The sequence below is a fragment of the Bradyrhizobium hereditatis genome (assembly GCF_020329435.1).
Lineage (GTDB): Bacteria > Pseudomonadota > Alphaproteobacteria > Rhizobiales > Xanthobacteraceae > Bradyrhizobium > Bradyrhizobium hereditatis.
Genome location: NZ_JAGKJK010000006.1, coordinates 23,064 through 36,635 on the forward strand (window position 1 = coordinate 23,064; position 13,572 = coordinate 36,635).

Sequence of the window (13,572 nt, forward strand, 5' to 3'; positions counted from 1 at the left end):
GGCGTCAGATTCCGCTTGAACCGGCTTCATCTGAAACGTGAAGCGCTTCTCTTGGTTCGAGCATATCAGAGCGGACGCTTCGCATCTGTTCCGAGAAACGCCGGATAACATTCTGCCGGACCATGCGTTTCAATTCTTCCGACCTGCCGGCGCGGCCTGTTCACCGGCGGCCGTGACATAGTTCTCCGGAAACGCCAGCGCACCAGATGTGACCGGCTTGGAGGGCTGGTCGTTGGACGAGGTCTTGCCCGCGGCCTTACCGGCCTCGTCGAGCAGCCGCTCGACCCGCACGAGAATGTCCGCGCCGCGCTTGGTCAACACCGGCGGCGGCCCCGGCTTAGTCTCCAGCACCCGTGCCGCGCTATTGGCCGCGGCGCTGGCGGTAGCGGCGGGCTGCGGCAGTTTCGGGCCCATGCCGACGCCGGGGATTTCCTTCACCTCGACACCCTGGTGCGCGACCACCATGATGTCGTGCCATGTCTGCGCGGGCAGCGAACCGCCGGTCATGCGGTTGGTGGGCGAGTAGTCGTCATTGCCGTACCAGACCGCGCAGGTAAAGTTGCCGGTGAAACCGACGAACCAGGCGTCGCGGTAGGCATTGGTGGTGCCGGTCTTGCCAGCGGCCGGAATGCCGTCGAGCGCGGCGCGGCGAGCCGTGCCTTCGGTGACGACATGGCTCATCATTTCCGACATGTCGGAGGCGACCGAGGCGGGGATCGCCTGCGTGGGCTTCTTGCCGTCGCGGTCGAAGCGCCACACCAGGTCGCCGGCACCGGTGCGCACTTCCAGCACCGCGTGAGGTTTCGGCGCCTTGCCCTTGTTCGGGAAAGTCGCATAGGCGACCGCGTGCTCGAGCACGGTGACTTCGTCGGAGCCGATCGGCATCGACGGCGTGTCGGGCAGGGGAGCGGTGAGGCCGAAGCGGCGTGCCACTTCGGTGATCTTGGCGCGGCCGGCCTTGGCGGGGTTCGGCGTCTTGCCGCCAAGCGCAATCGACAGCTTCACCGGCACCACGTTGATCGAGCGGGTGATCGCCTGGGTCAGCGTCACCGAGCCGGAATAGTTGTGACCATAGTTCTGCGGGCACCAGTTGCCGATACAGACCGGGCCGTCGACCACGATCGAGGTCGGCTTGTAACCGTTCATCAGCGCCGTGGCGTAGACATAGGGTTTGAACGAGGAGCCTGGTTGCCGGTAGGCATCGGTCGCACGGTTGAACTGGCTGGCGCCATAGTCGCGGCCGCCCACCATGGCACGAACGCCGCCGTCGAGGTCGGCTACCACGACCGCGGCCTGGGTTGCGTGATAATCGCGGCCGAACTGGCGGAGCTGGTTCTCGACGGTTTCCTCCGCGGCGCGCTGAACGTTCATGTCGATCGCGGTGCGGACCACGAAGACGCGCTCGGTATAGGATTTCGGGAAAGTATCGACCAGCTTGCGCATCTCGTCGAAAGCGTAGTCGAGATAGTAGTTCGGCGAGTTCTCGTCGCGGCGGTCGACGGCAACCGCCGGGTTGCGGCGGGCGCCGAACACCTGGCCCTCGGTCATGAAGCCGGCATCGACGAGGTTGTCGAGCACGACGTTGGCGCGGGCGCGAGCGGCAGGCAGGTTGATGTGCGGGGCGTATTTGGTCGGCGCCTTGAACAGGCCGGCCAGCATGGCCGATTCCGCGAGATTGACGTCGCGCGCCGACTTGTTGAAGTAGAAATGCGCCGCGCCGTCGACGCCGAACGTGCCGCCACCCATATAGGCGCGGTCGAGATAGAGCTTTAGGATTTCGTTCTTGGTCAGCCGCGTCTCCAGCCAGATCGCCAGAAACGCTTCCTTCACCTTGCGCTCGATGGTGCGCTCGTTGCTCAGAAACAGGTTCTTGGCGAGCTGCTGAGTGATCGACGAACCGCCCTGGCGCACGCCGCCCGCCTGCGCGTTGGTCACGAGCGCGCGGGCGGTGCCGGGGATATCGATGCCGAAATGGTCGTAGAAGCGGCGGTCTTCGGTCGCCAGCGTCGCCTTGATCAGGTTGTCAGGAAAATCTTCCAGCGGGATCGAGTCGTTGTGCTTGATGCCGCGGCTGCCGATCGGATTGCCGTAGCGGTCGAGGAATGACACCGCCAGATCGGATTTCTTCAGCCAGTCGTCATCGGCGGTTTCGCGGAAGGCGGGGATCGCGAGCGCCAGCATCATGATCATGCCGGCGAGGCCGAGGGTGGCAGCCTCCGAAAAAGGCTCGATGAAAACCCAGCGCTTCCAGCGGCCGACATAGAAGCGGTCCATGAAGGTGGAGTAGCGCTCGTACAGCTCGCGCAGGCCCTTGCCCGACGAGAACAGCGTGGAGTCAATGCGCGCGTCCAGATCCAGAAAAAAGTTCCGGATCTTCTGCTTCACATCGGGGGGTAGGATCTGGCGCACTAGTGCCCGTTTTCCGAAGTTCGTATTACCTTGCCGCACCCTTCGACGTTGCGGCAAACCCAAGGCGCTTTTAGGACCTTTGGGGACTCGCAACTGTTGTATCCGAGCGGGGGCTATAAACCAATGCTCCCGCTCACCATTTTGGTGGTCAGGCCTAACGTGTTCCAGGCCATTTTGCTCCGTCGTGAGCCGCTTGCGCTCGGGTTGGTGGACCCCCTAGAGAAGGCCGCAGCCGAACCTCAAACCGGAAACTGTCAGACTTTATGACCGCACCGCCCAAACGAGCTTCCGGCCAGGAGGGATTCTTCTGGAAAACCAAGACGTTGGAGGAGATGTCGCGCGCTGAATGGGAAAGCCTGTGCGACGGCTGCGCGCGCTGCTGCCTGGAAAAGCTCGAGGACGAGGACACCGGGAAAATCTACTTCACCCATGTTTCCTGCAAGCTGCTCGATTCGGGCCTGTGCACCTGCAAGGATTACCAGAACCGATCCGACAAGGTTCCGGATTGCGTCCGCCTGACGCCCGAGAACGTCCGCACCCTGAGCTGGCTGCCGCCAAGCTGCGGCTACAAACTGGTTGCCGAGGGGCGCGATCTTTACTGGTGGCATCCGCTGATTTCGGGCGACCCCAATACCGTGCATGAGGCAGGGGTTTCGGTCCGTGGGCGCGTGCAGGGCACCGAGGACGAAATTCCGGACGAAGATCTCGAAGATCACATCGTGCAGTGGCCGGCGCTATTGCCGAAGCGGGCACGGCTGAAGAAGCGGCCGAAAGTCTGAGCCCAACCGCCGAACTCTTGCGTGCCTTCCGCGCTGAGGGGTCACGCAAACGCGATGGTCGGCGCGCGGGATGCTCCCATGCGCGCAGACGTCTGCCCCAAGGGAAGTTTGCCCTCTAAGGTGCTTTCCATATGGCGATTCCATCTCGGCGGCTTTTGCCGCGCAGAACAATATTACGTCTGATATGAACAAGCACGACCGGCAGGGCCGTGAGCCCGCCGACCTCACGACATTACCCAATGACATCGGCGAGGAGCTCTCGCGCATCTCGACCGAGGTGATCGACGTCAGCGACGCGCCGCCGCTCGCGCCGCCGGCACCGCTGAGCCAGGATGAGGTCCGCACCATCCTGATGAGCCTGTTGCTGACGATGTTCCTGGCGGCCCTCGACCAGACCATCGTGGCGACGGCACTGCCGACCATCGGCCGTCAGTTCAATGACGTCAGTAATCTGTCCTGGGTCATCACCGCCTACCTCCTGGCTTCGACTGCGGTCGCGCCTGTCTTCGGCACGCTCAGTGACATCTACGGCCGCCGCATCATGATCACCGTCTCGCTTGCCCTGTTCACGGCCGGCTCGATTCTATGCGCGGTGGCGCCGAACATGCCGGTGTTGATCGTCGCACGGGGCCTGCAGGGGCTCGGCGGCGGCGGCATCATGCCTGTCGTGCAGACCGTGATTTCCGACGTGGTCAGCCCGCGCGAACGCGGCAAGTATCAGGCTTATTTCAGCGGCGTCTGGATGGCGGCAGGCCTGATGGGGCCCGTGCTCGGCGGCGTGTTCGCCGAGCATCTGCACTGGTCGATGATCTTCTGGATCAATGTACCGCTGGCCGTTGGCGCGCTGTTCCTGCTGCTGCCCAAGATGGGCAAGATCCCGGTGTTCCACCGCCGCCGCAAGGTCGACTGGCTCGGCGGGCTGTTGCTGATGGCTTCCGCCGTCGTGGTCATGCTGGTTCTTACCTGGGGTGGCAACCGTTATGCATGGCTGTCGCCTGCGATCATGGCGATGATCGGCGCATCGGTCGCGCTGGCGCTCGCCTTCGTCTGGCACGCGCGCAATGCCGACGAGCCATTCCTGCCGCTCCCGCTCCTGGGCGGAACGGTGGTGCCCTATGCCATGGTGGCCGGCGGCTGCGCGCTCGGCGCGATCACCGGACTGACCGTGCATCTGCCGCTCTATTACGAGGTCGTCTATCATCTGACCGCGAGCGAGGCGGGGCTTGCGCTGATCCCGCTCGCCGCAATTTCCACCTGCGGCGCGGCGATCGCCGGACGGACCATGGCGCGTGCCAAACACTACAAGCGCGTGGCGATCGTCGGCACGTCGGCGGCTACGGTCTTCGGGGCGGTGCTGACTGTGACGACGCTGCCGCTATGGGCCTTGCTGGTCGTGCTGTCGCTATTCGCGTTCGGGCTCGGCACGACGTTCCCGGTCAGCGTGGTCTCGCTGCAGAACGCGGTGGCGCGCGCGCAGATCGGGACGGTGACGGGTGCGATGAACTTCTTCCGCTCCCTGATGTCTTCGTTCACAGTCGCCGCCTTCAGCGCGATCCTCTTGATGGCGCTGGGCGCGGGCATCTCGCTCGGCGAACATCGCGGGCCTGCAAACGCAATTCCGGTCGCCGACATGATCGCCGCGTTCCAGTACGTGTTCGGCGCTGCCACGGCGCTGCTGGCCTGCGCCGCGGTGTGCATCATCGCGATGGAAGAACGGCCGCTGGCCGGTCCGTCGACGCCGGCGGAGATGGCGGAGTAGGGGCAAGCGGCGAGCCGGGTTCCACCTACTTTGCATGGGGTTGTTTTAGCGATTTTATGTCCGGGCAAGCGGTTGCCGACGAAGCGCCGCGCGATGTCCGCAGTGAGCCTCAGGTTCCCGGCCGCGAGACCTCGGTCTCCTTGCTGGTGATGAACTCCAGCAGCACCGGGATTCCTTCCTGCGTCTTCGCAATGCCGCGCTTGATGGCGGGGATGATGTCCTCCGGCTTGGTTACCCGTTCGCCATAGCCCCCGAAGGCGCGCGCCATCGCGGCATAGTCGCCGGAAATGTCGGTCGAGCGGTATTTCTCGGTCGAGATCGGCATCACCTTCAATTCGATCGCCATGGAGAAATTGTTCAACAGGATCGACATGATCGGGATGCGCTCGCGCACCGCGGTCTCGAAATCCATGCCGGTGAAGCCGATCGCGGCGTCGCCCCAGACGTTGATGCAGAGCTTGTCGGGCTTTGCCAGCTTGGCGCCCATCGCAAGCCCGAGGCCGTAGCCGAGCTGGGTGGTCTTGCCCCATCCGATATAGGAGAGCGGCTCGACCGATTTCCAGAACGGTGAGAGCTGGTCGCGCGGGCTGCCGGCGTCGTGGGTGATGATGGTGTTGTGGATGTCGACCGTGTGCTGAAGGTCCCACAGCACTCGGTAGGGGCTGAGCGGCGCCTCGTTATGCGTCAGCTTCGGCATCCATTTCGCCAGCCATTCCTTGTGGGATGCGGCGATCTCGGCGGCAACAGCCGTCGCGTCGCGATCCGTCGTGACCGTCTTGCCGATCTCCTCCAGCAAGGCATCGAGCACCAGCGCGGCATCGCCGACCAGGCCGACCTTGGCCTCGACGTCCTTGTTGAGATGGTTCGGGTCCAGCGTCGAATGGATGATGGTCTTGCCCTTCGGCATGGCGATGCCGAAGGACGTCTCGGTGAACGAGCAGCCAATGCCGAAAATCACGTCGGCTTCGCCCAGGAATTTTGGCACCGCGCGCGGCACGGCGAGACCGCCCGATCCCAGCGATAGCGGATGCGTTTCCGGAAAGGATGACTTGCCGCCAAGACTGGTCGTGACGGGAATGGCGAGGCGCTCGGCCAGCCGTCTGAGCTGCGGCCAGGCCTTGGCGTAGTGCACGCCCTGGCCGGCATAGATCACCGGGCGCTTTGCGGCGACGAGCAGGGCGGCCGCTTCCTTCACATGCACAGGATCCGCGCCGTAGCGCGTGCGCAGCACAGGCGTGTAGTTCAAAGGCTCCGGCACCTCCTCGTTCCACATGTCGGCGGGGATTTCCACAATCACCGGCCCACCGCGGCCGTTTTTCAGTTTGGTGAAGGCTCTGCGGAAAATGTTGCAGACTTCCGCCGCGATGTTGATCGGCTCGGACGATTTGGAGAACGCCTTCATCGCCTGGCTGGAGTTGAAATTCGGATCGATATTGGCGAGCCGGCGCGCATAGCCCATCGGCAGCACCAGCACAGGCACGGATTCGCCGTAGCATTGCGCCACGCCGCCCATCGCGTTCTCGGCGCCAGGTCCATGCTGCATGCAGAAAGCGCCAATTGATCGCCCCGAGGTGACGCGCGAAATCGCATCCGCCATGTGAACGCCGATGCGTTCCTGGCGCACCATCACGGGACGGATGTCGGCGTTGGCGGCATATTCGATGAGATGATTGACCGGATAGCCGCAGAGGATTTCGATTCCCTCCCGCTTCATGATTTCCGCGATGGCGGCGCCGAGCTTCATGACGGTCTCTCCCCGAATGGCAGGCCGGTTCAATCCGGCCCATTGGCGATAGTTGGAGCAGGATTTTTCCGCGGGGTAAAGCGCGCACGGCGCATCGGTGCGGAAGTGCTGATATGCGTTTTGCCGCTCGCAAGACGCCGATCGGCGCGATGATGGACGGGCGGCGTGCAATTGATGGTAAAATTTTCCATACCGTACGATTTCGGGGTGCAATTCTTTGTTTGTCTTAAGCAATCGTTCAGTCTGTTCCTCAAGGCCTCTTCAACGGTTCCGACCTAGAGTTTAATCAGTGTGGCGCGGGAGAATTTCGGGGAGCGTCGACAGGAGTTTTTTTATGCGTCGATTACTGGCACAGTTTGTCGACGATGAATGCGGTGCGACCGCCATCGAATATTGCCTCATTGCCGCCGGCATCAGCATTGTGATCATCACTGCGGTGGGCGGCGTTGGTAGCATGCTCAGCACGAAATTCGTCGACGTCAGCAACTCGATCAAGTAACGGCAAGGGCCGCGCAGGCATCATGCTGGAGTTGCTGTTTGGGCCACCGTTGATGAACTGGGGGCCGCCAATCCTGGCACACGTCCAGCAAAATCCGTGGCGTGTATTGTCCGTTATTTTGGTCGCGGTCCTGTTGATCGATTGGATGGTCAACGACCGGTCGTCTGGCAGTTGCGATGGCGGGCTGGACTTTGGCAGCGGGCACGGGGACGGCGGCGGAGATTGAAGCCAGCGCTATTTGTCTTTCCTGTCCGCATTGAGCGCCCGCATCATAGCGATCCGCGCAAACATCAGCCAGCCGCCGCCGGTCTCCGCCGCGTTGATCAGATTCTCGACCGCGGTCTGCCAGTGCGCTTCGTGCTGCACTTCTTCCGGTAATCCCACGATATAGTCGGCCGCCTGCTGCAGCGTCGCGAGCCTGCGGCCGCCGCGAAGCGGTATCGGCTCATCAAACGGGGTCGACCACGGCATCGCGCGCTAGACGGTGCTATCTATCGCGCTCCTTGCCTGATTATCCGGCCTTCTTGGTACGGGCAGGGGTGCGTACCGGCTTCTCCACCTTCTTCGGCGCTTCCTTGACGGTTTCCTTGGCCGTCTCCTTGGCGGCGCGCTTGCCATTGCCGCTGATCGGCAGCAGCATCTCGCGCTGGCCGGCTGCGGCCTTCTTCGGCTTCTTGCCCTTGGTTTTGGCGGCCGCAGGGGCTGCCTGCGTCTCATTGGCAAGGCTGCGCTTGAGCGCATCCATCAGGTTGATCACATTGCCGGCTGTCTTCGGTGCCGCCTTGGCCTTGGTGGTTAGCCCACTGCGTTTCTGGTTGATCAGGTCAATCAGCGCCTGCTCGTAGCGGTCCTCGAACTGCTCGGGTTCGAATGAAGCGGATTTCTGCTCGACGATATGCTTTGCCAGATCAAGCATATCCTTGGTGATCTTCACATCCTGGATATCTTCGAAATATTCTTTCTCGTTGCGGACCTCGTAGGGATAGCGCAGCAACGTTCCCATCAATCCCTTGTCGAGCGGCTCGAGCGCGATGATGTGCTCGCGGTTGGTCAGCACCACGCGGCCGATCGCGACCTTGTCCATGTTACGGATGGTTTCGCGGATCACCGCAAACGCGTCGTGGCCGACCTTACCGTCCGGCACGAGATAATAGGGGCGGATCAGGTAACGGCCGTCGATATCGGATTTCGGAACGAATTCGTCGATCTCGATGGTGCGGGTCGATTCCAGCGCGATATCGTCGAGCTCGTCCTTTGACACTTCGATGTAAGTATCGGTGTCGATCTTGTAGCCCTTCATGATGTCTTCGTTGGCGACTTCCTCGCCGGTCTCGGCGTCGACCTTGGCGTATTTGATGCGATGGCCGGTCTTGCGGTTGATCTGGTTGAAGGAGACCTTCTCGGTGTCCGACGTCGCCGGATAGAGGGCGACCGGGCAGGTCACGAGCGAAAGGCGCAGGAAACCCTTCCAATTGGCGCGGGGGGCCATGGGCTACTCCGGAAAACGCAACTGACAATCTCCAAGGATACCATCGGATCGCCCCGTCTCAAACACGGCCGGGCGAGGAATCGAGGAACGGCGTTAACCGTCTGATCGCCGCGTCCCGCTGGCGGTCTGCGACCTTTTGACGGTGCGGTGGCGGGGCGGGGCCGGAAGGCTCGGAACATCATTTCCGATGAAGCGTTGCCTAATCGGCGATGTCGAAGCATTCGCTGGCATTTACAGGCACTTACTCGAAGAGGTCACCATGGCAACGCGACGGCATGGCCAGATCGTCGAAACCGAGAACGAGGCGCGCCAGGCCGAACCCGGCCCGTCGGTGCTCGCGCTCCTGTCGGTATCGACCGGGCTTGCAGTCCTGATCCTGGGTATCGTCTGGTTCATATTTTTCCGCACCTGAGGGTAACCGAGGCATTACGATCAGCCTCCCTGGCTTGCGGGCCCGGGAGGCACTTCCGCATGTTTAGGAGTGCCGACATTTGGCCCGGAAGGTCTCATGACGAAAAAGTAACGTTGCCCGTGCCCGTCGTTCATGGGCCGTTCACGCCGCTGGGCCTCATCTGGAGATATTGATATCGTGGGGCTCACTTTCGGAGGCCAGCTTGCGCCTGCTTGTTGTTGAGGACGATCCGGATCTCAACCGTCAGCTTACGACGGCGTTGACCGATGCCGGCTATGTAGTCGATCGCGCATTCGACGGCGAGGAGGGGCACTACCTCGGCGACAGCGAACCTTATGACGCCGTCGTGCTCGACATCGGGCTGCCCAAGATGGACGGCATCTCGGTGCTGGAGGCCTGGCGCCGCAACGGTCGCGGTATGCCGGTCCTGATCCTCACCGCGCGCGACCGCTGGAGCGACAAGGTGCAGGGCTTCGATGCCGGCGCCGACGACTATGTCGCCAAACCCTTTCACCTCGAGGAAGTGCTGGCGCGCATTCGTGCACTGCTGCGCCGCTCGACCGGCCATGCGCAGTCGGAACTGACCTGTGGCCCGGTGTCGCTGGACACGCGCACGGGCCGCGTCAGCGTCTCCGGTAACCCGATCAAGATGACCTCGCACGAGTACCGGCTGCTGGCCTACCTGATGCACCACACCGGGCGCGTGGTGTCGCGCACTGAGCTGGTTGAGCATCTCTATGACCAGGACTTCGATCGCGACTCCAACACCATCGAAGTATTCGTCGGCCGCATCCGCAAAAAGCTCGACGTCGACATCATCCAGACCGTGCGCGGGCTCGGCTATCTCCTGACGCCGCCGACGCCCGGAACCTGATGAGCCTTGCTCTTTTATTCGAGCGTGATCTTATTCCGAAGCAGGCCTCGATCCGCTGGATTGGAGCCTTCGGCCATGCTTTTCGGGATCGTGCTCTGATGCGCGGAAGTTCGCTCGCCACGCGGTTGTTCCTATCGGCGACCGCGTGGGTGGTCGTGATCCTTCTCATCACCGGCGTGATTCTGTCCTCGGTCTATCGCAATGCCACCGAGCGCGCCTTCGATCGCCGCCTCAACCTCTATCTCCGCACCCTGATCGCCGAGGTCGCAACCCCGGACGAGCCGCCCGAGCAACAGTTCCAGTCACTGGGCGAGCCGCTGTTCGAGCTGCCATTGTCCGGCTGGTATTGGCAGATCGTCCGCACCGACGAGAAGGCCGAGACGCGGGCCTCGCGTTCGCTGTGGGACAAGAAACTGCCGAAAATGGAGGACGAGGGCGCCGAGCTGACGCCCGCCGGCATCCGTCTCGGTTACATCGACGGCCCGGAAGGGCAAAGCTTGCGGGTGGTCGAACGGCCGATCGATCTCGGCGCCGACGGCAAGTTTTTGGTCAGCGTGGCGGGCGATGCATCCGAGATTTTCGATGAGATCCGCGCCTTCGACTACTATCTTGGAGGCACCTTCACCGCGCTTGGCATCGTGCTGCTCCTGACCACGATCTTTCAGGTCCGTTTCGGCCTGGCACCGCTCAAGCGCATTTCGGAGGCGATCGCCGACATCCGCTCCGGACGCGCCGAACGGCTGGAAGGGGAGTTTCCCGTCGAGATCGCGCCGCTGGCGCGCGAGACCAACGCGCTGATCGATGCCAACCGCGAGATCGTCGAGCGCGCGCGCACCCATGTCGGTAATCTTGCGCATGCGATCAAGACGCCGCTCTCCGTCATCCTCAACGAGGCCTCGGCGCATGCAAATCCCTTTGCCAGCAAGGTCCTCGAGCAGGCCGATGTGATGCGCAATCAGGTCGCCCATCATCTCGAGCGCGCGCGCATTGCCGCGCGCGTCTCGATCGTCGCCACCATTACCGAGGTGGCACCCGCCATCGAGGCGCTGCGACGAACCATGGAAAAGATCCATCGGGACCGCCGCATCACGATCGTCGTGAAGGCCGATCCCTCGGCGAAGTTCCGCGGCGAGCGCCAGGACCTCGAGGAGATGGCCGGCAATCTCGTCGACAATGCCTGCAAATGGGCAGCCTCGCAGGTCCTCATCGAGGTGAGGGTGGAACCGCCAGTGGTATCAGGCACCGCGCCGCGGCTGCGGATCGTCGTCGATGATGATGGCCGCGGGTTATCTGCCGCCGAGCGCGCGCAGGTATCTCGGCGAGGTCAGCGGCTGGACGAATCCAAGCCAGGGTCCGGGCTCGGTCTTTCGATCGTGGTCGATCTCGCGTCGCTCTATGGCGGCAGCCTCGTGCTCGGCGACGCCCCGATCGGTGGATTGCGAGCTGAGCTGGTGTTGCCGGGCATCTGACCGCCAAGGGGGATTAGCTGGCGTTGACCGGACGGAGCCCGGCGACGCCTGGATCCTAAACGCCTTCTTAACGCGCACACTTTTAAGATCGGCTGCGGACGCATTTTGCCGTCCGCACGACACACTCATACCCACACCAGGCGAATGAGCCAGACATCGACCGAGCGGCTGAGGGACTATCTCGCCCAGCTCCCGCCCCAATCGCAGGCGCTGCTGATGCGCGAGTTCGAACGCGCCATCGAGCGCGGGGAGGAGGTCGCCGTCGCCAACCTCGTGCTCGAGCAATTGCGCAAGGTCGTGCGCGGAGCCGAGGAAGACGATGAGGCACGACCGCGGACCGACGATCCGGCGCGGCTGTTGTTCCGTCCGCTTGAGCCGTTTCTGGTCGAAAGTAATTTCCCGATACGGGCCGGACAGATCAGGCGCTCCTCGCTGCTACCGGTCTGGCAGTGGCTTGGCCGGGACGGAGCGCCGGAAGCGGCAGCGGCATTCGAGGCTACGCTCGCCGGTATCAGACAGAGCGGCTCGACCGCCGGTCTGGAAGCCGCAACCCGCAAGTTCCAGCTCGCCGCTGCCGAGGCCATCGTCCAGGTCGCAACACCGGCACAGGGCGACGACCGGCATCGCGCGCTCTCCCGAATCGGTCCGCCGAACGTCGTCGAGGATTTGCTGTCGATCGGTGCGGTGCTGCGGGCCCGCGAGGCGATGGAGACGCTCGGCAGCAAGCTTCCCGGCCAGATGCGCGCGCTGACGCCCTCACAGCTCGAGATAGTGACCGCCGCGCTCAACGTACCCTCGTTGCAGACGCCGCAATTGTTGCCGTTCGCACTGTCGCTGATCATGCAGCGGCTGGCCTCGCCATGGCAGATCATCCGCCTCGCGATCAAGATGGCGGCGTCCGACGACGAGATTCGCGTGGCTGCAACGCCCTATGGCGCCGCCGTCACGATCGCGCTGCACGATCTCTCGTTCCTGACCGCCTGTCTGCGCACGGATATCAGGCGCGGTCATTTCGATAATTTCGGAGACCAGCTGAAAATCTTGCACGACGGCGTGCGGGGACTGCGTACCGAGCTCGATCTGCGCAACGATTCCGTATGGGGCCGCCAGCTCACATCGATCCGTGCCGACATTTCCAATTCCCTACAGTCGGAAATCGAGAGCGTGCCGGGCCGGGTCCGCCGCCTGCTACGCCAGCGCTCTGACAAGGATATCGCCTCCGCGCCCAAGATCGACGCCTCAGAGGTAGAGGAGATTGCCGCCCTGATCGATTTCGTGGCGGTGTGCCGCACCTATGCCAGCGAACTCGCCATCAACGAGGTGACGCTGCGGACCTATTCCGACCTGCAGCATTACGTCGAGCAATCCACCGAGAGTCTGGTGCAGGCGCTGCGCGGCGGCGACACCAAGGCACGCGCTTACCGGCAGATGCAGACCAAAGCGGCGATCCGCTTCTGCGAAATCCTGTTCGGCCATGACTATGCGTCGCTGATGAACCGGGCGGCCGAAAATGCCGTGACCGGCGAGCGCAAGGTGAGCAAGGCCGGCTAGCGCCCAGTTCGACCTATTGTGTCATGTCTTGTGTCGAAGGAATTCGGCGAAGGCCTTGAGGGTCACATCGGAAACATGATGTTCGATTCCCTCCGCGTCGGCTTCGGCGGCTTCCTGCGGAACGCCTAGCGCCAACAGAACGTCCACCACCAGCCGGTGACGGGCGCGGACGCGCTTGGCGAGATTCTCGCCCTTTTCGGTGAGGAATACCCCGCGATAGGGGCGGGCGGTCACCAGATCTTCGCGCTTCAACCGCGCAATCGTGTCGATTGCTGTCGGATGTGATACGCCCAGTCTGCGCGCGATATCAGTAGGACGAGCCTCGCCGGTCGTTCCGAGCAGGTCCGAAATGAGTTCGACATAATCTTCCAGAACCGCAGTTGACCGCGCCGTCCGTGCCTTTCCGAAGCGGCGCGCCTGCGTTTGTTCTGCAGGCATTGGCTGCATCGGCTTGGCCCGATCTGTCGAGGGCTTGCGCAACTCTGCACCTTTCAGACGAATCCAACGAGACGAGGCGGACCATGGCGCGCTGCCGACAACATTGCAAGTTTAGCGCCCTGTCACTGATCTGCAACAGACTAGCGCAG

The 13,572-nt window shown here is 62.9% G+C and carries 13 protein-coding genes; 8 read left to right on the forward strand and 5 right to left on the reverse strand.

The window, feature by feature from the left end:
• Positions 1-129: 129 nt before the first annotated feature.
• Positions 130-2,409, reverse strand: a complete 2,280-nt coding sequence (locus J6524_RS15350) for a transglycosylase domain-containing protein (protein WP_225671896.1) — start codon at positions 2,407-2,409, stop codon at positions 130-132.
• Between the two features lie 263 nt (positions 2,410-2,672).
• Between J6524_RS15350 and J6524_RS15355 the strand changes: the two genes are divergently transcribed.
• Complete coding sequence (locus J6524_RS15355) at positions 2,673-3,188, forward strand: YcgN family cysteine cluster protein (protein WP_225671899.1); 516 nt, start codon at positions 2,673-2,675, stop codon at positions 3,186-3,188.
• Between the two features lie 184 nt (positions 3,189-3,372).
• Positions 3,373-4,947 carry an MDR family MFS transporter gene (locus J6524_RS15360; protein ID WP_225671901.1) on the forward strand — a complete coding sequence of 525 codons (1,575 nt, stop codon included), beginning with the start codon at positions 3,373-3,375 and terminating at the stop codon, positions 4,945-4,947.
• 109 nt (positions 4,948-5,056) lie between these two features.
• Here the strand turns inward: J6524_RS15360 and J6524_RS15365 are convergent, their stop codons facing one another.
• Complete coding sequence (locus J6524_RS15365) at positions 5,057-6,691, reverse strand: thiamine pyrophosphate-requiring protein (RefSeq protein ID WP_225671902.1); 1,635 nt, start codon at positions 6,689-6,691, stop codon at positions 5,057-5,059.
• Positions 6,692-7,025: 334 nt separating this feature from the next.
• Between J6524_RS15365 and J6524_RS15370 the strand changes: the two genes are divergently transcribed.
• Together J6524_RS15370 and J6524_RS15375 are read left to right on the forward strand one after the other, a co-directional pair.
• Positions 7,026-7,190 carry a Flp family type IVb pilin gene (locus tag J6524_RS15370; RefSeq protein ID WP_225671904.1) on the forward strand — a complete coding sequence of 55 codons (165 nt, stop codon included), beginning with the start codon at positions 7,026-7,028 and terminating at the stop codon, positions 7,188-7,190.
• Positions 7,191-7,212: 22 nt separating this feature from the next.
• Positions 7,213-7,416, forward strand: coding sequence for a hypothetical protein (locus J6524_RS15375; RefSeq protein WP_225671906.1), 204 nt, complete (start codon positions 7,213-7,215; stop codon positions 7,414-7,416).
• Between the two features lie 8 nt (positions 7,417-7,424).
• Here J6524_RS15375 and J6524_RS15380 read toward each other — a convergent pair whose 3' ends face one another.
• Positions 7,425-7,661 (reverse strand): hypothetical protein, encoded by a 237-nt coding sequence (locus tag J6524_RS15380; RefSeq protein ID WP_225671908.1) that lies wholly within the window; start codon positions 7,659-7,661, stop codon positions 7,425-7,427.
• Positions 7,662-7,701: 40 nt separating this feature from the next.
• Entirely contained in the window at positions 7,702-8,679 is a 978-nt protein-coding gene (gene ku / locus J6524_RS15385) for a non-homologous end joining protein Ku (protein WP_225671910.1), read from the reverse strand.
• A 259-nt stretch (positions 8,680-8,938) separates the two neighbouring features.
• On the opposite strand from ku, the gene J6524_RS15390 reads away from it, so the two are divergent.
• The 4 genes from J6524_RS15390 to J6524_RS15405 all read left to right on the forward strand — a co-directional run bounded on the left by J6524_RS15390 (position 8,939) and on the right by J6524_RS15405 (position 12,985).
• Complete coding sequence (locus tag J6524_RS15390) at positions 8,939-9,091, forward strand: hypothetical protein (RefSeq protein ID WP_225671912.1); 153 nt, start codon at positions 8,939-8,941, stop codon at positions 9,089-9,091.
• Between the two features lie 202 nt (positions 9,092-9,293).
• Positions 9,294-9,965, forward strand: coding sequence for a response regulator transcription factor (locus J6524_RS15395; RefSeq protein WP_225671914.1), 672 nt, complete (start codon positions 9,294-9,296; stop codon positions 9,963-9,965).
• A 98-nt stretch (positions 9,966-10,063) separates the two neighbouring features.
• Positions 10,064-11,434 carry a sensor histidine kinase gene (locus J6524_RS15400; protein WP_225671916.1) on the forward strand — a complete coding sequence of 457 codons (1,371 nt, stop codon included), beginning with the start codon at positions 10,064-10,066 and terminating at the stop codon, positions 11,432-11,434.
• A 144-nt stretch (positions 11,435-11,578) separates the two neighbouring features.
• Positions 11,579-12,985 (forward strand): hypothetical protein, encoded by a 1,407-nt coding sequence (locus J6524_RS15405; protein WP_225671918.1) that lies wholly within the window; start codon positions 11,579-11,581, stop codon positions 12,983-12,985.
• Positions 12,986-13,006: 21 nt separating this feature from the next.
• Here the strand turns inward: J6524_RS15405 and mntR are convergent, their stop codons facing one another.
• Positions 13,007-13,465: a manganese-binding transcriptional regulator MntR gene (gene mntR, locus J6524_RS15410; protein ID WP_225671921.1), complete on the reverse strand. Its 459-nt coding sequence runs from the start codon at positions 13,463-13,465 to the stop codon at positions 13,007-13,009.
• Positions 13,466-13,572: the final 107 nt, after the last annotated feature.

Excerpts from the sequence above, each read along its gene's own strand:
- J6524_RS15360 (WP_225671901.1), top strand. The coding sequence starts at position 3,373 with ATGAACAAGCACGACCGGCAGGGCCGTGAGCCCGCCGACCTCACGACA.
- J6524_RS15405 (WP_225671918.1), top strand. The coding sequence starts at position 11,579 with ATGAGCCAGACATCGACCGAGCGGCTGAGGGACTATCTCGCCCAGCTC.
- J6524_RS15400 (WP_225671916.1), top strand. The coding sequence starts at position 10,064 with ATGCGCGGAAGTTCGCTCGCCACGCGGTTGTTCCTATCGGCGACCGCG.
- ku (WP_225671910.1), bottom strand. The coding sequence starts at position 8,679 with ATGGCCCCCCGCGCCAATTGGAAGGGTTTCCTGCGCCTTTCGCTCGTG.
- J6524_RS15370 (WP_225671904.1), top strand. The coding sequence starts at position 7,026 with ATGCGTCGATTACTGGCACAGTTTGTCGACGATGAATGCGGTGCGACC.
- J6524_RS15365 (WP_225671902.1), bottom strand. The coding sequence starts at position 6,691 with ATGAAGCTCGGCGCCGCCATCGCGGAAATCATGAAGCGGGAGGGAATC.
- J6524_RS15375 (WP_225671906.1), top strand. The coding sequence starts at position 7,213 with ATGCTGGAGTTGCTGTTTGGGCCACCGTTGATGAACTGGGGGCCGCCA.
- J6524_RS15390 (WP_225671912.1), top strand. The coding sequence starts at position 8,939 with ATGGCAACGCGACGGCATGGCCAGATCGTCGAAACCGAGAACGAGGCG.
- J6524_RS15355 (WP_225671899.1), top strand. The coding sequence starts at position 2,673 with ATGACCGCACCGCCCAAACGAGCTTCCGGCCAGGAGGGATTCTTCTGG.
- J6524_RS15380 (WP_225671908.1), bottom strand. The coding sequence starts at position 7,661 with ATGCCGTGGTCGACCCCGTTTGATGAGCCGATACCGCTTCGCGGCGGC.